The organism is Rhodococcus sp. SORGH_AS_0303, from assembly GCF_030819335.1.
Classification (GTDB): Bacteria; Actinomycetota; Actinomycetes; order Mycobacteriales; family Mycobacteriaceae; genus Rhodococcoides.
On sequence record NZ_JAUTBO010000001.1, the window covers coordinates 957,805 to 976,603 of the forward strand.

General features: G+C 69.7%; 9 protein-coding genes. 1 reads left to right on the forward strand and 8 read right to left on the reverse strand.

Annotated elements, in window-relative coordinates; genetic code table 11:
* Positions 1 to 5: 5 nt before the first annotated feature.
* Complete coding sequence (locus tag QE449_RS04500) at positions 6 to 1,385, reverse strand: wax ester/triacylglycerol synthase domain-containing protein (protein ID WP_307108294.1); 1,380 nt, start codon at positions 1,383 to 1,385, stop codon at positions 6 to 8.
* Positions 1,386 to 1,794: 409 nt separating this feature from the next.
* On the opposite strand from QE449_RS04500, the gene QE449_RS04505 reads away from it, so the two are divergent.
* Positions 1,795 to 10,293 carry a non-ribosomal peptide synthetase gene (locus QE449_RS04505; protein ID WP_307108295.1) on the forward strand — a complete coding sequence of 2,833 codons (8,499 nt, stop codon included), beginning with the start codon at positions 1,795 to 1,797 and terminating at the stop codon, positions 10,291 to 10,293.
* Here QE449_RS04505 and QE449_RS04510 read toward each other — a convergent pair.
* From QE449_RS04510 to QE449_RS04540, 7 genes are all read right to left on the reverse strand, one after another.
* Positions 10,290 to 11,732 carry a wax ester/triacylglycerol synthase domain-containing protein gene (locus QE449_RS04510; protein WP_307108296.1) on the reverse strand — a complete coding sequence of 481 codons (1,443 nt, stop codon included), beginning with the start codon at positions 11,730 to 11,732 and terminating at the stop codon, positions 10,290 to 10,292. The two genes, QE449_RS04505 and QE449_RS04510, sit on opposite strands and share 4 nt — an antisense overlap.
* A gap of 144 nt (positions 11,733 to 11,876) precedes the next feature.
* The gene (locus tag QE449_RS04515; RefSeq protein ID WP_222631717.1) at positions 11,877 to 12,722 is read right to left on the reverse strand and encodes an ABC transporter permease; all 846 of its coding nucleotides are present in this window, start codon (positions 12,720 to 12,722) and stop codon (positions 11,877 to 11,879) included.
* On the reverse strand, positions 12,719 to 13,519 hold the full coding sequence (locus QE449_RS04520; RefSeq protein WP_307108297.1) for an ABC transporter permease: 801 nt from the start codon (positions 13,517 to 13,519) through the stop codon (positions 12,719 to 12,721). Before QE449_RS04520 ends, QE449_RS04515 begins: the two co-directional genes overlap by 4 nt.
* Complete coding sequence (locus tag QE449_RS04525) at positions 13,516 to 14,514, reverse strand: daunorubicin resistance protein DrrA family ABC transporter ATP-binding protein (RefSeq protein WP_027504640.1); 999 nt, start codon at positions 14,512 to 14,514, stop codon at positions 13,516 to 13,518. The genes QE449_RS04520 and QE449_RS04525 overlap by 4 nt, the downstream gene beginning before the upstream one ends.
* A gap of 230 nt (positions 14,515 to 14,744) precedes the next feature.
* A complete protein-coding gene (locus QE449_RS04530; RefSeq protein WP_307108298.1) occupies positions 14,745 to 15,710 on the reverse strand; it encodes a hypothetical protein in 966 nt (321 codons plus the stop codon).
* A gap of 50 nt (positions 15,711 to 15,760) precedes the next feature.
* Positions 15,761 to 17,221, reverse strand: a complete 1,461-nt coding sequence (locus QE449_RS04535) for a wax ester/triacylglycerol synthase domain-containing protein (protein WP_307108299.1) — start codon at positions 17,219 to 17,221, stop codon at positions 15,761 to 15,763.
* Positions 17,222 to 17,324: 103 nt separating this feature from the next.
* Positions 17,325 to 18,773: a wax ester/triacylglycerol synthase domain-containing protein gene (locus tag QE449_RS04540; RefSeq protein WP_307108300.1), complete on the reverse strand. Its 1,449-nt coding sequence runs from the start codon at positions 18,771 to 18,773 to the stop codon at positions 17,325 to 17,327.
* Between the last annotated feature and the right edge of the window lie 26 nt (positions 18,774 to 18,799).

Here is an 18,799-nt window from a genome sequence, read left to right on the forward strand (position 1 = left end):
CGCGGTCAGGCCCGAGTCGTGTCGACGTCCGGGTCCAGCAGATCGAGTGCGTGTCGGACGACGTCCATGTAGTGCTCGATGTCCGGCAGGGACTGTGCGTTCGCTGCGACGGACAGGGAGATCGACGTGCCGACCGACCGCGCCGAGTGCGTGAGATGCACCCCGCGCACGGCAGGAAGAACTCCGTAGCAGCCGACCACCGGCGCGCCGAGCAGCGCGAGTGGCCCGCGTCCGTAGCTCACGTTGCTGAGCATCGTGGTCACCGGCGCGGTCGCGGGATCGGTCGACGGCGCCCGCGTGAGGGCACCGATCACGGGAACCACGACGGAGGGCAACGCACCGAGAGGGTGTGGTGGGCCCGTGCGCTCGGTGGAGCGAGCCACCGATTCCTTCGCCGCCACCAGCGACTCGTGGATTCTGCGGAGGCGTTCCGCCGGATCCGGCACGTCGGTGTGCAGGTCGACCATCATCGGCGTGAGCTGATTCGCGGTGGTCGCGTCGGTGAGCGAGCGTGTGCTCATCGGCATCGAGATCGAGAGGCTGCCCGCGGGCAACTCGCCTCGTTCCTCGAGATAGGTCGAGAGGGCGAGCGAGATGATCGCGGTCAGCATGTCGTTGACCGTCATGCCCGGGTACGCGGACTTGACGCGCCGGATGCGGTCGAGGTCGAGCCAGGCCAGGTCCCACGACATGTCCGGTTCCTTGTCACCGTTGAACCGTGTCGCGGGCACTGCGGTCGGCGCGGTCGATGACGCCGGTGGGGTCCCGGCACGAGACCGCGTCGACCAGCGGACCGCCACCGCGGCGAGGCGCACCAGGTCGGCCGGAACGCGAGAGAGTGCCCGCACTCGACCGGGAACCGGAACCTCGGCGGTCTCCGGTCGCGGCTCTGCCGGGGTGGGGGACAACATGCGGGAGATGAGGTCGGAGGCACTCACACCGTCGATCGCGCTGTGGTGGAACTTGGCGATCATCACCGTGCCGCCATCGGGGACCCCGTCGACGCCGTGCAGGTCCACCAGGAAGTGCAGTTGCCACGCCGGCCCGGTGGTGAAGTCGAAGAACTCACGGGAGAGTTCGACCGTCCGGCGGCGCACGATCTCGACGTCGCCGTCCTGCTGGTGCGTCACGGTGACGTGCGAGTCGACGTCCGCGTCCGGGTCGTCCACCCAGAAGGGGTAGTGGATGTCGCCGGGGTAACGGTGGAGCCGCTGCCGGAAGATCGGGTCGAGGTGCACGATCGAGCGGGCGTAGGCCACCGCATCGGCGTGCGTGCGTAGTCCGGTACCGGGGCCCGCGGCGACGTCGACCACGAAGGCGTGGATGAGGATCGCCGACGTGTGCGGCGACTCGAGATAGAGGTTGAGGGCGTCACGGGACGTCATCGGTCGCCCTCGGGTGGGGGTGGAGCGTCGTGTGGTTCGCCGGAATCGGCTCACGGGATCTCCTGTGCATGTCACGTCGGGTGGTGCCGCTTCCACGGTAGACAGCGGTGTCTCCGTCCAGGTGGTTCGTGCCTGATCCCGACAAGGTTCGGTCTGCTTTGTGTACTCTCCCGAATCGTGACGAATCAGTGATCGCGTCTCGCTTTCGCCGACCGACTCGGGTCGTACGTCGTCGGCGGACCGTGCAGCGAACTTGATGGTCGGACCCGGTTGCCTTGTCGGGGTTTTGGGACTGTGAAACACTGAATAACCGGATCGAGGACCAGCAGTCGAGGGTGGCGCGGACCGGGTTGCGATCCTCATCGACGACGCAGAGTGCGGTCGTCCCCGGATTCGGAGGTCCAGATCGGTGCAGTCGTTCGACACCGCGCGCGTAGCGAACCGAAGCGTCGGTATCGCCGAGGCGACGGACGCGGAGGACGACGGCGCCCGTGAGGACGGCCCAGCGCCCGTGCTCGACGCGGTTCCCCTGACCGCGGCTCAGCGCGGGATCTGGTTCGCTCAGCAGCTCGCCGGCTCCGTGCCGGTGTCGATAGCCCACTACGTCGACCTGCGTGGACCGGTCGACGCGGCGGCTCTCGAGGCGGCGATGATCTCGGTCGGCCGGCAGTTCGGGTCCGGTTTCGTGCGCATCGTCGAAGAGGACGGAGTGCCGGCCCAGGTGGTCGACCTGTCCATCACCGACACGGTGCGTTTCCTCGATCTGCGCGAGGATGCGACTCCCGTCGAGACGGCGATCGAGTGGATGCGCGCCGAGTGCGCCGCGCCTCTCGACATGACCTCCGACCGGCTGGTCGTCACCTACCTGATCAGGGTCGAGGACGAGCGCTACTTCTGGTACTGCCGGATCCACCACATCGTGTTGGACGGCTTCGGTGCGATGACCATGATCCGCCAGGTCGCGGCGCACTACACCGCGCTCGTCGAGGGCCGCGAGCCGACGCCGACGCGGGCGGGCGACCTCCGCACGGTCTACGACGACGACGTCGCCTACCGCGAGTCGACGCGATTCGAGAACGATCGCCGCCACTGGGCCGAGAAGTTCGAGACGCTCCCCACCGGAGTCTCGTTCGTCGACAGCACCGCACCGGTCTCGGTGCCGTGCCGGGCGGCGTCGGGACGCACTCCCGTCGAGGTCGCGGAATCTCTCGCGAAGGGTGTCGACTCGCTCGGCACCACCACGGTCACGCTGGCCATCGCCGCGTTCTCGGCGTTCGTCTCCCGCACCACCGGAACCACCGACGTCGTGCTGTCCCTCCCCGTGTCGGGCCGCGCGAGCGCGGTCCTGCGGCGCTCGGGCGGCATGGTCTCCAACGTCGTTCCCCTCGTCGTCCGCGTCGACGCCGCCGCCACCGTGTCCGACGTCATCGACCGCGTGCAGCGCGAACTCACCGGTGCGCTGCGCCGACAGCGGTACCGGCACGAGGACATCCGGCGCGACGCGGGTGAGATGACGAACACGCGCGGCCTCTTCGGTCCCACCGTGAACCTGATGATGTTCGACAACGAGATCGTGCTCGGCGACGTTCGTGGGTCGTACCACGTGCTCACCACCGGCCCGGTCGAGGATCTCTCGATCAACCTGTACCCGGCTCCCGGCGACGGCGACGAGCTGCAGATCGACTTCGAGTCCAACCCGAACCTCTACACCCAGCAGCGCGTCGAGGACCTGCGGTCGCGGTTCCTCGACTACCTCCGGCGCTTCTCGCACAGCGCCGCGGACGGCCGGGTCCTCGACATCGAGGTCCTCTCCCCGCACGAGCGCGCCACCCTGGTGCCCGCGCGGGGAGCATCGAGCGTTCGACCTCGGCGGTTCGTCGACGTCATCGACGACGCCGTCGCAGGGTCGCCCGACGCCATCGCGGTCGAGACGGCGCACGGCGCCCTCACCTACGCGCAGATGGACGCCTCGGCGAACCGCATCGCTCGACTGCTCGTCTCCCGCGGCGCGGGGCCGGAGACCACCGTGGCGATCGCCCTCCCACGGTCGCTGCACTCGATTCTCAGCACGTGGGCCGTGGCGCGAACGGGCGCGGCGTTCCTGCCGATCGACCCGGCGCTGCCCACCGCGCGCATCCTGCACCTCGTCTCCGACTCCGGGGCCGTCCTCGGGATCACCGACACCACCCGCGCGGGCAGCCTCCCCGATGCGCTCGACTGGCTCGCGATCGACGCCGTCGAGACCGACCGCCTGGTGTCGCAGTACTCGCCGGCGCGCGTCACCGACGCGCATCGGCTCTCGCCGATCCACCTCGAGACTCCGGCCTGGATGATCTACACCTCCGGATCGACCGGTCTCCCGAAGGGCGTCGTCGTCGGCAACGGCGGTGTCGCGAACCTGACGCGAGACATCGCTCTGCGTCTGGACGTCGAGTCGTCCTCCCGTGTCCTGGCCCTGGCCTCGCCCAGCTTCGACTCGTCGTTGTTCGAGATGCTCTCCGCCCTGAGCCGGTCGGCGACGCTGGTGGTGTCGCCGGCGGACGTCTTCGGCGGCGAGGAACTCGCGCGCTACCTGTCGGAGAAGGCGGTCACCCACGTGACCATCACCCCCGCAGCGCTGGCCTCCGTCGATCCGGACGGGCTCGATCACGTGCAGCACGTCGTCACCGCAGGCGAGGCCTGCCCACCCGATCTCGTGGCGCGGTGGGGTACCGGCCGACGCATGTACAACGCGTACGGACCCACCGAGATCACCATGATCAGCCACATGTCGCGGCCGCTGGATCCGGCCGCGCCGATCACCGTCGGCCGCCTGGTGCGCGGAGCATCGTGCCTCGTTCTCGATCCGTGGCTCCGGCCCGTGCCCGAGGGCGTCGTCGGCGAGTTGTATCTGTCGGGACCGTCCGTCGCGCGGGGCTACGTCCACGCACCCGGCGTCACGTCGGGGCGCTTCGTCGCGTCGCCGTACGAGCCGGGCGCACGGATGTACCGCACGGGCGATCTGGTGCGCTGGTCGGCCGACACCGAGATCGCGTACGTCGGCCGAGCCGACTTCCAGATCAAGATCCGCGGGATGCGCGTCGAACTCGGCGAGGTCGACGCGGTGCTGTCGATGCACGAGAGCGTCCGCGCGTCCGTGACCATCGCGCACCGACCGTCGTCCGGCTCCCTCGCGCTCGCGTCCTACGTCGTCCTGCAGGACGGCCGCACCGTCGACAGCGACGAGATCCACCGCTTCGCCGTGCAGAGTCTGCCGTCGCACATGGTGCCGTCGTCGGTGATGGTGCTCGACGCGCTCCCCATCACCGTCCAGGGCAAGATCGACCGGCGGAGTCTGCCCGAACCGGTCGTCGAAGTGCACGAGTTCCGGGCGCCGTCCATGCCGGTCGAGGAGATCGTCGCGTCGGTGTTCGGCGAGCTGCTCGGCGTCGACCGGGTCGGTCGCGACGACGACTTCTTCGCCCTCGGCGGGAACTCGTTGATCGCTACTCGCGCGGTCGCGCGACTCGGCAAGGCTCTGGACACCACGGTGACCGTGCGGACGCTGTTCGAGGCGCCGTCGGTGGCGGCCCTGGCGGCACGGGTGCAGTTCGAGTCCGGAGTCCCGCCGCGGCCACCCCTGGTCCGCCGCACGGCCGCCGACTCGGACGCTCGCGAGGACGCGCCGCCGTTGTCGTACGCGCAGCGCCGCATGTGGTTCCTCAACCGATTCGATCCGACGTCGGCCGCCTACAACATCCCGTTCGCCGTCCGGTTGGTCGGCGATCTCGACGTGCCGGCGCTGCAGGTGGCGATGCTCGACGTCATCGATCGGCACGAGTCGCTCCGCACGATGTATCCGGACACCCCGAACGGTCCCGTGCAGCTCGCACTGACGGCGGAGTCGATCGTTCCCGACCTCACCCCGGTAGACGTCCACGAGAACGCGCTGCCGTCCGCGGTGGCCGCGCTCGCCGGTCGTGCGTTCGACGTGACGGAGGAGGTCCCCGTCGCGGCGACCCTGTTCCGGACCGCGTACGACACGCACGTGCTCGCTGTCGTCGTCCACCACATCTCCGCGGACGGCGCGTCGATGGCTCCGCTCGCCCGCGATCTCATGGCGGCCTACAGCGCCCGGGTGTCGTGGTTCGCACCGACCTGGGCGCCGCTTCCCGTCCAGTACGCCGACTTCTCGGTGTGGCAGCGCGACGCCCTGGGCGACGAGAACGATCCCGAGTCGGTCATCGCGCAGCAGGAGCGGTACTGGCTCACCGCGCTCGCCGACCTGCCGGACGAGCTGCCCTTCCCGGTCGACCGGTCGCGGCCCACCGAGCCGACGTATGCCGGTGCGTCACACACCTTCTCGATCGAACCGGAGCTTCACGCGGCGCTCGTCGACGTGGCGCGCGCCCACAGCTCCACGCTGTTCATGGTCGTGCACTCGATCCTCGCGATCGTGCTCGCACGCCACTCGGGCACGGACGACGTGACGGTGGGGACACCGGTCGCCGGTCGCGGCGACGCCGCCGTCGACGACATGATCGGCATGTTCGTCAACACCCTCGCGCTGCGTACCCGCGTCGACGTCGGCGCCGGATACCGCGACCTGCTGGCCCACATCCGCGAGCAGGACCTCGGTGCCTTCGCCCACGCCGACGTCCCGTTCGAGCGGCTCGTGGAGGTCATCGATCCGCCGCGCTCACGTGCGCGGCACCCCATCTTCCAGGTGCTCCTGTCGTTCCAGAATCTCGGCCAGGCGCACTTCGAGCTGACCGACCTGCGCCTCGAGACCGTCGAGTTCGATCTGGGTGTGGCCAAGTTCGACCTGCAGTTCACCCTCGTGGACTCCCTGACACCGCTCGGAGCTCCGGACGGTCTCGCCGCGACCATCGCGTACGCGACGGACCTGTTCGACCGGGAGACCATCGGGTCCCTCGCGGAACGTTTCGTGGCCGTCGCCCGCGCGGTGGCCGCGGATCCCGATGTCGTCCTCGACGAGATCGACCTGCTCGGCGGAGTGGAACGCGAGCGCATCACGGCGCCCGTGTTGCCGGAGGGGACCACGGAGGCGGTCTCGCTGACCTCGCGATTCCGTGGGCGCGCAGCCGAGAACCCCGATGCGACGGCACTCGTCGACGCCGCGGGTTCGCACACGTACGGAGACTTCGCGGCGCGCGTGAATCGCGTCGCCCGATCCCTGGTCGAGCGTGGCGTCGGCCCGGAGGTCGCCGTCGTCGTCGCTCTCCCTCGCTCGGTCGACGCACTCGTCGCGGTGTACGCCGTGCTCGAGGCCGGTGGCGCGTACGTCCCCGTGGATCCGGAGCAGCCTGCGGCCCGCATCGATCAGATCGTCGCCGCCACCGCGGCGCGCTGCGTTGTTGTGGCCGAGCCCGACGCACTCCCGGTGGCGGGCGAGAGAGCCGTGTCGTTGGCGACACTCGACGATCCGTCCGTCTCGTCCGCTCCGCTGACCGACGCCGACCGGACGGGCGCCGTGCGCGCCGGCACCACCGCCTACGTCATCTTCACGTCCGGCTCGACGGGTGTGCCGAAGGGTGTGTCCGTCCCGCACGGTGCCGTCACGCACCAGGTGGACTGGTTCGCGCGCACCTATGCGCTGACCGAGAACGACGTGGTGCTCGCCAAGACCCCGATGACCTTCGACGTCTCGGTGTGGGAGATGTTCGCGACACTGGCGGTCGGGGGCACCCTCGCCGTCGCCGATGCCGACGGTCACCGTGATCCCGAGTACCTGATGCGGGCAATCTCGCGGTACGGCGTGACGGCCGTGTCGTTCGTCCCGTCGATGTTCGCCGTCTTCACCGAGGCCGCTGACGACTACGCCTGCCGCTCACTGCGTCTGGTGTTCCTGGCAGGCGAGGCCCTCGGTCGCGCCGCGGTGGACACGTTCCGCGAGAAGTGCGACATCGACGTGCACAACCTGTACGGCCCCACCGAGTTCGCGGTCCACGCGACGGCACATCCGGTCGGGCGGGGCGAACCGCCGTCCGTGCCGATCGGGATCCCGGTCGACGGCACCGCCGCGCTCGTGCTCGACGGTCGCTTCCGGCCCGTGCCGGACGGTGTCGTGGGCGAGCTGTATCTGTGCGGCGTCCAGGCGGCGCGGGGGTATCACGGGCGTCCGGACCTGACGGCGGACCGGTTCGTCGCACTGCCCGGCCACGACGGTGCGCGCATGTACCGCACCGGTGACCTTGCCCGGTGGAATCACCACGGCCATCTCGAGTTCGCGGGGCGCGTCGACCACCAGGTCAAGCTGCGTGGACTGCGCATCGAACTCGGCGAGGTGGAGGCGGCGGTCTCCGCGTCGTCGCGCGTCGCCCGTTCGGTCGCCATCGTCCGCGACGACACGCTCGTCGCCTACGTCGTGCCCGCGCCGGGAGCGACGGTCGACACCGACCTGCTCCGAGCGGACGCGGCGCGCATCCTGCCGGCGTACATGGTGCCGGTCGTGGTCGTCCTGGACGCGCTGCCCGTCAGCGCGAGCGGCAAGCTCGATCGCTCGGCGCTGCCCGACCCGGTGGTGGACGTGCAGCGATACCGCGCACCGCGTACGCAGGAGCAACGCGTCGTGGCCGAGGTCCTCGCGGAACTCCTGGGCGTGGAGCGCGTCGGGCTCAATGACAACTTCTTCGCTCTCGGCGGGAACTCGCTGGTGGCGACCCGCGTCGCGGCCCGCATCGGAGACGAGCTGGGTGTGCGGGTGCCGTTGCGCGCCGTCTTCGACGCGGCCACGGTGGCAGACCTCGCGGACAGCCTCGACACAGTCGTCACCACCAGCCGACACCTGACGTCGACTCCCCGCCCCGAGGTCGTTCCTCTCGCTCCGGCACAGCAACGGCTCTGGCTCGCCAACCGTGTCGATCCGACGGCGGCGACCTACAACCTGCCGATGGGCCTGCGGCTCACGGGACCACTCGATGTGGATGCCCTGCGCGTCGCGGTCGACGACGTCGTCGCCCGACACGAGACGCTGCGCACCGTCTACCCCGACGTCGACGGTCACGGGCGTCAGTCCGTGCTCGCACCGGTGGGCCGGCCGCTGACCCCGATCCCGGTGACGGAGGCCGAGCTCGCGGCGCGTGTGGTGGCGGTGGCGACCACGCCGTTCGACGTGACGACGCAGGTGCCGCTGCGCGTCGAGTTGTTCCGCCTCGGCGACGAGGAGCACGTGCTCGTCGTGGTCGTGCACCACATCGCGGCCGACGGCTTCTCGATCGCGCCCCTCACCGTCGACGTCGTGACGGCATTCGCGTCGCGCACGGCGGGCGTGCTGCCGGCGTGGACGCCGCTCGATGTCCAGTACGCGGACTACGCCCTGTGGCACCGCACGCTGCTGGGCGACCCGGCCGATCCCGAGTCGGTCTCGGCACGTCAGCTCGCCTACTGGCGCGAGACCTTGGCAGGGCTCCCTGGTGAGCTGTCCTTGCCGCAGGACCGTCCGCGTCCTCCGGCACCGTCCGGTGTGGGTGCCTCCGTGCGCTTCGAGATCCCGGCGCAGACGTACGAGCTGGTCCGCGATCTGGCACGGGAGCGGCGCGCGACTCCGTTCATGGTGGTGCACGCGGCGCTGTCCGTCGCCCTGTCGCGCATCAGCGGGTCGACCGACATCTGCGTCGGCACCGCGGTGGCGGGTCGAGGCAGCGCCGAACTCGATCCTCTGGTCGGCATGCTCGTGAACACCCTGGTGCTGCGCCTGGCGGTCGACGAGGACGCGTCCGTCGTCGATCTCGTCGACGATGCGCGGGGTGTCGCCCTCTCGGCGTTCGCCCACGCGGACGTGCCGTTCGACACCGTGGTCGACACGGTGGCGCCTGCGCGGTCGTCGTCGCTGTTCCGCGTGGCTCTGGCGTACCAGAACACCGAGCGTTCGGAGATCGATCTCTCGGGTCTGCACGTCGAGCAGTTGCAGAACCCGTTCGATCCCGCCCAGTTCGATCTCACGCTGACCATCGAGGACTCTCCTCACCGCGAGCACTCGGACCCGGTGACCGGCATCGTCACCTATGCCACCGATCTGTTCGACGAGGCCACGGCGGCCACCTTCGCCACCGTCTTCTCGTCCGCGCTCGACGCGGTGGTGGCGGATCCGGGCGGTGCCGTCTCCTCGATCGCCCTGGCCTCGGGCCCGTCGACCGACGCCGACGAGCCGGTGGCCGCGGCCGTGCAGACGAGTCGGCCGCAGCCCGTCGACCTGCCCTCGATGATCACCGCGTCCGTCGAGGCGGATCCGGGAGCTCCCGCGTACGCACGGGGCGAGTTCGAGATCAGCTGGGCCGAGATGGACGCCCGGTCCAATCGCATCGCCCGGGTCCTGCTGGCCGAGGGGGGTGGGCCCGGCCGACCGGTCACCCCGCTGGTCGAGGCACCCGAGGACAGGATCGCGGCGACCTGGGCCGCGGCGAAGATCGGCGCGACGCTGACGGACGCGGACACCGCGATCCGGGTGACGTCCGACGACCGTTTCACGCAGGGCCCGGTCGGACCGCTGTCCGCCGCGGACGGCATCGTGTCCGCCGGTCCCGGCGATCCACTCGTCGCCCTGGGCGATGCCACGCTGACGCACGCAGCGCTCGCCTCGTGCATCACCGCGGACAGTCTTCAGGTGACGTACGAATCGCGGGTGGCGGTGGCCGCCGGGGCGCCGCTGGACCTCGAGGTGCTCGCCGTGGTGGTCGCTGCCGCGGCCGGAGCGACGACCGTGAGTCTCGACGCCTCCGACGATCTCGCCGACGCGCTCGCCGACGAGTGGGTCACCCATGTCGTGCTGTCCGAGTCCCAACTCGCGTCGCTCGACACGCAGGGACTGGACGACCTCGAGGTCATCGTCGTGAGCGATGCCGATCAGGCACCCGCGGCGGCGCCGCTGGACGTCACGGTGCTCACCGGGACGGCGCTGCGAGGCTAGTCGGTGTCGACGCTCGCGGAGGCCGCTGCGCGCGGCGCGGCGACGTCGTCGAGCGTGGCCGCCGCGAGCGCGTCCACGGCGTCCCGGATCATCGCGCAGTAGCGGTCCGGCTCCGCCATCATGGTCGACTCGACCGTCACGGTGAGTGCCAGACGGTCGCCGAGCGAGGTGATGTGGTGGATGAGTCCCATGCCGTCGACCGTGGGCATCGGCATGAACGCGGCCACCGCGCGGGCGCCCAGGAACCACAGGTCGTCGCTTCCGTGCGGCATGTTCGACACCACGGTGGTGGACGGCACTGTCGGACGGTCGTGAGGAGCCAGGGTGGACAGGGCGCCGATCGCCCGCAGGAGGAGGGGCGGGGCGACGTCGAAAGGGCTGACCTCGTGCCGAGACGTCAGATCCTGCACCCGCCTCTTGGCGTCGGCAGCCGAAGCGTGCACAGCGCGGAGGCGCAGGAGCGGGTCGACGACCGTGGTGTGCAGGTCGACGTCCGCGAACGTGGTCTGATTCGCCGCTGCGGTGTCGTGGGTCGCGTGGATGTCGAGCGGCATGGTCGTGCTCAAGGTGGCCGCAGGGTGTTCCCCTGCCTCGTCGAGGAACCGGGTGAGTGCCAGGGAGACCGCCGTGAGCAGCACGTCGTTCACGGTGATTCCGGGAACGGCTCGCGAGATCGTCCGGACGTGTGCGAGGTCCAGCCAGACGATCCGGACGCGGTGGTCGAGTGCGATCCGGGCGTTGAAGCGGGTCGCGGGCCGCGGTGGCCGCGGTGTCTCGGGGGCAGCCCGGCGCACGGCCGCCATCGTCCGGACGAACATCGCCGTCCGGCGGGGCATCGTGGCGGCGTCCTTCCACAGCGGCGGAATCGGGCCCGGAACCGCGGTTCCGCGGCGCTCCGCGACGCGTCCGTCGTGCGGGAGGTCGGGAGACGCGAACAGGGCTCGGACCACGGCCACCAGCCCCAACCCGTCCATCGACGCGTGATGGACCTTGATCACCACCGCGGTCGCGCCCTCCGGAAGGTGCGGCACGCCGTGGATGCCCGTCAGGACGTGCACTTCCCACCCCGACGACGCCAGCGTCATCGGAGTGGCCATGACCCGAGCGATGTGGCGCTCGACGAGGTCCCATCCCGGTCGATCGATCGGAGTGACGACGACGTGGTCGTCGAGGTCCACGTCGCCGGTCACCCAGAACGGGTCACCGAGATCTCCGGCGCGCCGTCGGAGCCGCCGGCGGAACACGGGGGAGACGTCGAGACGTCCACGCATCCACGCGCACACCGTGGCGTGGGTCGGGGATGCTCCCATCGTGCCGGCGGCGTCGAACACCATCACGTCGACGAGGTTGGCGATCACCCGCTCGCTCTCCGCGAGGACGTTGATCGCGTCCCGGGGTGATACTCGAACGCCGATGAAGGGCTGTCGGAATCGTGTCACGGCGTCGGTCCTCGCGTTCGGCCACTGCGCCGACCAGCATCCGCGGGCCGCGCCTACAGCGACTACATTGCCGGAACCGAGCGTTCTGTTACGCCCTTTTCGGGCCGATCGGGCGGCCATTGTGACCGGCCGGTCGCGGCAGCGTCAGAACGTCTCGGCGGCGCGACGGTACCCACGCACCGCAGGCCCCACGAACACCAGGAACAACCCGAACGACCAGGCCAGCGACTGCAACAGCGGGGAGGTGACCGGGCCACCGAGTGTGAGGCCCTTCATCGAATCGACCGCACAGGAGATGGGGTTGTGCTCGACGAACGGTTGCAACCACGTCGGATAGGCCCGCGTCGGGACGAAACCGGAATTGAAGAACATGAGAATGGTGAACACCATTCCGACGGCCTCGACCAGAGGGAAGGTGGTGGTCACGATCGCGGCCGAGGTGACGAACACCGCGAACCCGAGGCCGAACGCCAGCGGCACGAGCATCGCCAGCACGCCCGGAACGGGCCCCTGCTCGAACCGGAAGCCGAGCGTGAACCCGACGACGACGATGAGCAACGTCGTGGTGACGATGCGGGCGGTCTCGGCCAGGAGTCGACCCACCAGACCCGCGGCGCGGTGCACCGGCAGGGTCTGGAAGCGGGACACCAGACCGGCCGCACGCTCTCGGCGCAGACCCACCGCGCTCGCGAGCGATCCGGACATGGCGGCGACCATGGCGATCAGCGGGACGGTGCCGAAGATGCTGTTCTCCCCGGTGGCCGCCGACACGGAGTTGCCGAGCACCGTGCGGAGCATGAGAAGGAAGACCACCGGGTACACGACGGCCTGGATGATGGTCAGCGGATCGCGAGCCCAGCGACGGAGCAGGCGGCCGCAGTGCAGCACGCTCTGCGACGCCAGCCCGGCGAGGCTGCGTTCGCCCACGAGGCGTTCCGGTTCGGGGAGCGCGCGCAGATCGAAGCGGGGTTCGGACGTGGTGTCGGTCATGATCGCCTCGTGCTGGCCCAGACCGCGAGCGGTACGAGGACCACGATGAGGCCCACCGCCCAGGCGATCGCCGGCCACAGTGTCGCGGAGTTGACGCCCCCTTCGGCCATGTCACGCATGGCCTTCGAGAAGAGGGAGATGGGCTGGTTGCGGACGAACGCACGGATCCATTCGGGGAAGCCTGTCTCGGGAACGAAGCCCGACGACAACATGCCGAGGATCAGCTGGGGCAGGGTCAGTGCCTGGCTGGTGGCCTCGGGGGAGCGCGACAACGATCCGATCGCGTCGCCGCCCGTGGTCAGCGCCGCGCCGACGAGGAGTGCGAACAGCATGAAGATGACGGCGTCGTCGAGTCCTGCCTGGAATCGGAACCCGATGAGGGAGCCGTAGACCAGCGCGGCTATCAGGGAGAGACTCGCGTGCACCAGGTTGGCCGTCGCTCTCGACAGCAGCGGGACCCACGGGGTGACCGGCATCGTCTGCAGTCGGGTGGTCATACCCGACTGACCCTCGATGGCAGCACGCTGCGCCGCGGAGATGGCGGTGAACGCCATGGCCTGCAGGCAGATGATCGGCATGAGGAACTGGGCGTAGTCCAGGCCCTGGAACTGCATGACGAGCCGGAGCGGCAGGTAGAAGCCGACCGTGTAGACGGCCGGGGCCACCACGGCGACGACGAGGCTGCCGGACCTGGCCATCGATCCCAGGGACCGTCCGGACAGGCTCGCCCACTGCTTGAACGCCGTGGGTTCCGGCGCTCGGTGCGAGGCGCGTCCCGCGTCTCGGGTGGCCGTCACGAGGGTGCGCCCGAGCCGATGGCGGGTTCGGCCGGAGCCGCATCACCCTGCGACTGACCGGTGAGGCTCAGGAACACGTCGTCGAGGGACGGCCGGCGCAGACCGATGTCGGACAGTTCGATGCCCGCGGCGTCGAGCCTCTTCAGCGCCTCGGCCAGCGTGCCGGGGCCGTCCGGTGCGGGAATGATGATGCTGTCGCCCTGCAGGTCGGCGGCGCTGAAGGTGGGCGGAAGCAGACCGGCGAGAGCATCTGCGGCGCGGCGCAGTTCGGTCGGATCCAGCGGGCTGATGTGGCAGTAGTTGCCGCCCGTCATCGACTTCAACTCGTCGGCCGTGCCCTGCGCGATGACCCGACCGCGATCGATGACGATGATGCTGTCGCTGAGAACGTCGGCTTCCTCGAGGTACTGCGTGGTCAGCAGCGTCGTGATGCCCTGGTCTCGCAGCGACGACACGAGTGACCACACCGCCTTGCGGCTGCGCGGGTCGAGTCCGGTGGTCGGCTCGTCGAGGAACACGACCTTCGGACGCACCACGAGACCGCACGCGATGTCGATGCGTCGACGCATACCGCCGGAGTAGCCGCGGACCTGTCGATCCCCGGCCTCGATCAGGTCGAAGTCGTTGAGAAGGTTCTCGGCGCGCACACGGGCCGACTTCTTCGTCAGTCCCATGAGACGACCGAAGAGGACGAGGTTCTCCCGCCCGGTCAGGGCGTCGTCGAGAGCGGCGTACTGACCCGTCATGAGGATGGAACGCCGGACGGCCGCAGGATCCTGCGCCACGTCGTGGCCGGACACCACCGCACGTCCGCGATCCGGTCGGACCAGCGTCGCGAGCACCTTCACGGTGGTGGTCTTCCCGGCGCCGTTGGGCCCGAGAACTCCGAGGATGGAGCCGGTGGGGACGCTGAAATCGATGCCGCGCAGTGCGTCAACCGTTCCGAAGGACTTGTGAACGTCCTCTACGAGTACGGCTGTGTCGTCTGATGGCATTGGTCTCCACTGTCGTCGGGTGCGGTGTCGTCAGTGCTCGTCGCTCGAGAGCGATCATGCCCGACCGAGTCGGTCGCGGAGCGACGTGTCGAGCGTGCGGCACTGTCGAAGTCATCCCGCGAACCCCGACCGATGTTACTTCTTCCACGTGGGAGCCGTGGTGGTGGACCGAGTCCGACCACGTCCGAGGACGCGGCCGAACCCGTTTCGACTGTGTGGTGGCAGGTGAGTCAGGAGGCGACGTTCGCGCGCTCCCGTGCGTGGCGAGGGAGTGATCCCAGGCGAGAGAACTGGGCGGCGGCGGAGTGCTCCAGTCCTCGCAGCCCGTCCTCCACGTGGTGCAGAACGGTGGCGAGGTCGAGTGCAGGCACCGAGGAGGAGAGTGTCACCACGGTGGCTGCGCCGACACGGCACACGGTGGCGGTGACGGAACGCGCGTCCTCCGCGATGTGCGGTCCGAAGGACAGAAGGTCGGGCGTGTCGACCCCGGACGGCGGGACCGGCATGTCCGCGACGAGCAGAGCGGTGACGGGTGATGTCCCGGCCGGAACCGCGCGCCGCACGGCGGTGGAGACGACCGTCGACACCACGTCCGCGATCGTGGTCTGACCGAGTCCCGCGGAGATCTGCTCGAGTCGGACGGTGGGGAACTGCGCGACGAGTGAACGGGCGTCACCCCGTGGTGCCGGGTACGCCGGCGCGTCGGCACCGTCGAACGGTCGGTACGCGTGGCGTGCCACGGGCCCACCCGGACGAGCGGGACGGCCGGGAGCGAGGACGGTCTCGACGATGCGGGTGATCGTGCGCGACTCGACGGGCCCGACTGCGGAGCGGAACACGGCGACTGCCGATCCGCTCGGCACCGCATCGAAGCCCGAGACCTCGGTGAAGACGTCGAGGCACCACGGTGCGTCGGTCGACGGGTGCGCGGCGTCGAGAAGCGCGACGACGGGGCCGGCCGCGACGCCCGGCGCGTGGACGGTCACCCGCGCGTGCTCGTCGGTTCCGAGCAGACCTGCCTCTGCGGCGAGGTCGGTCAAGTGCCTCGACATGCGATCCGGCGTGGAGCTCTCGGATCCCGGACGCACGACGAACACGTGACGGCGGAGAGACGTGGGTGCATGCGTCCAGACGCCGACGGATGCGCGAGGGGTGTCCGTCGTGGTGACGGGAGTGCGGCTGTGTCGGGGCGCCATGGCGTGTCCTTCGGTGTGCGGGTTTGGGCTGCGGAACGAGTGAGAGGACGTCACGGCGAGACCGTGATCGTCGTGGGGGTGACGGCGGCCTGCGCCGCCGGAGGATCGGCGTCGCGCGGAGCGACCGCCGCCTCCAGACGGTCGAATGCGGTGCGGATGTGGCGTATGTATCGAGCGGTGTCCGGCATCGCGTCGTCCACGGACGTGACCGACACGAACATCGACGCGCCGAAGGTGGCGACGGCGTGCGCCAGAGCCACTCCGGTGACGGTGGGGAGGGGCCCGAAGACGCCCACCATGGGTGATCCGGCGATCGTGACTCCGCCCACGCCGTACGGCACGTTGGTGATCATCGTGTTGGTGGCGACCCGTGCCGGTGCGGCCGGTGACCTCATGGTCTTGCCCAGCAACGCCATCAGCGGCGCCGGCATCACGGTGAGCGGATGCGTCGGCAGCCGGGTGGCGACAGCGGTGGCGTGGTCCTTGGCCCGCGACGCCGACGCGTGCACGGCCCGCAGGCGCACCACCGGGTCGATCACATCGGTGTGCAGCGACAACGTCGCGACCGCGATCCGGTTGGCGTTGGTGCTCTCCCCCATGGCGCGCGTGCTCACCGGGATGGTGGTGCCCAACGAGTCGGTGGGCAGCTCACCGTCCTCCGCGAGATACGCGGACAGCGCGAGCGAGACGACCGTGACCATGACGTCGTTGAGAGTGACGCCTCCGGCCCTGTTCTTCAGTGCGCGGACACGGCTCATCTCGAAGAACGTCATGTCGAAGACCATCGACGGGCGTACTCGACGGTTGAAGCGCGTGGCGGGGAAGGATTCGTGCGCTGCGGTGCCGGAGTCGGACGAGGCCTTCAGTGCGCGGGCCGCCGTTCGCCGCCGCAGCGCCGCTCCCGTGAGGGTCACGATGTCGCGCGGAAGTGCGCGTGCCGCTCGGACGGGACCCGGGACGTCCACCGCAGTGTCCGGGTCCACGCGCGGTGTCGGGTTCGGGCCGAAGACGCGGTTCACCAGTTCGACGGACCCCATGCCGTCGATCGCGCTGTGGTGGCTCCGGAAGATCACCACGGTGGCGCCCTCGGCCACCCCGTCGATGCCGGTGACGTCGAGGACGAAGTGGAACTGCCACGGCGGGCGTTCACGCGGCAGCCGTGTGGTCGTGAAGTCGGTGATCATCGACACGAGCAGGTCGCGGCTCTGTCCCGCCGGCGGCGTGTGCACGTAGACGTGCTCGGTGACGTCGACCTCGGTCGGTACCCAGTGAGGGAACGCCAGGTTCGCGGGGACCGACACCAGCCGCCGGGTGAAGAGCGGGTCGAGCGCGAGGATGCCGCGCCCGAACTCGGCGGCATCGGCGACGGAGCGCACGGACGCGCCGTCGGCCAGGACGTAGCAGTGCACCACGGCGGCGGACGTCAGCGGCGACTCGAAGAAGAAATTGAGGGCGTCGCGTGCGTGCATGGCGGTACCACGTTCGGCCGTGCCCCGACGTGCCATGGTCATGTTCCGGCCCTTCAGCGATGTGATGAAGGGGAAAGCTACTCCGACCGAACGTTCTGTACAAGCTTTATGCCCGTTTTTACGCTGTAACAAAACTGTAGGCATGCTAAGCAACGGTGGCGACGGACGCGCGCTCGCTGGTGTCGGTCGCGACCGCGAGCGTGTCCACCGCCGAGGCGAGCAGTGCCGTGTAGTGGTCGACGTCCGGCATCAGGGCGCGGTGGGACACCGCGGTCAGGCACATCCGACCGCCGGCCGACACGACGACGTGCGCGAGTTGGACCCCCTCCACCACGGGGAGGGGTGCGAACACGCCCGTCACGGGCGCGCCCGCCAACTCCATCCGGTCGTTGCCGTAGGCGATGTTGGAGATCAACGTGTTCGTGCCGGTCGTCGTGGGGGCAGCGGGGCGGCGGGGCATCAGTCGAGCGATCGCCGCAAGCAGTGGGGCCGGTGCCGAGTTCATGGGATGGGAGGGGAGGCTGCGGAGCCGCGTCGCGAGGTCGGACTTGCGGTCGCGTGCTGCCGCGGAGACCGCGCGCAGACGGTCGACCGGATCTGCGACGTCCGTGAACAGATCGACCACGGCGATCGCGAGCTGGTTCGCGGTCTCGCCCGTCGTGTCGACGGTGCGCACGTTGACGGGGAACGACGCCCCGAGGCTCGTGGCCGGGAGCTCGCCGCCCAGGTAGTCCGACAGCGCGATCGACACCACTGTCATGACGACGTCGTTCACGGTCGCGCCAGGCACGGCGGACTTGATCGCGCGAACACGATCGAGGTCGAACCACGCCATTCCGAACGTCATGTCCGGAGCGAGATTTCGATTGAAACGCGTGGCCGGGTAGTGATGGGCGGTGGGTCGCTGTATAGGGTCGAGCTGCCGGACCGTACGCCATCGGCGGACACCGCGGCCGGCGAAACCGGCGAACTCGCGGGGAAGCGAACGAAGAGCAGCGAACGGGGTCGGCACGGCGATGCTCTCGCGGTCGAAGACGTCGTTGCGGTGCGCCGAGACATCGGCGGACGGCGGGGCCAGCATCCGGTGGACGAGCGACGTGGTGCCCATCCCGTCGATGGCGCTGTGGTGCACCTTGAGGAGGAGCACGCTGCCGCCCTCGGGAACGCCCGGTACTCCGCGCAGACCTCTCACGAGGTGGATCTGCCACGCGGGGACGTCGAAGTCGAACGGCGTGCTCGAGGCGTCCATCACTCGTCGACGCAGGAAGTGGTCCGGATGTTCGTCGGCCGCGGAAGCATCGTGGACGAACACGTGCGCGCGGACGTCGACGTCGCACTCGACCCACACGGGAAAGGCAAGGTCGGCGATCGTCGTCCGCAGGCGACGCCGGAACAGAGGGTGGAGGTCGAGCACGCTTCGCGCGAAGCGCTCGACGTCCGCAAGCGTGCGGAGCGATCCGTCCGAGCGGGCGGCGTCCACGACGATGCCGTGCACGATGGTGCCCGGCGTGCGCTCGCTCTCGAAGTAGTAGTTCAGCGCGTCCCGCGGTGCCATCGGCTCACCCACCGCGGAGGTATGTCGTCGTGTCGCCATCGGAAGTACCGCCTTCGTCTCGGTCG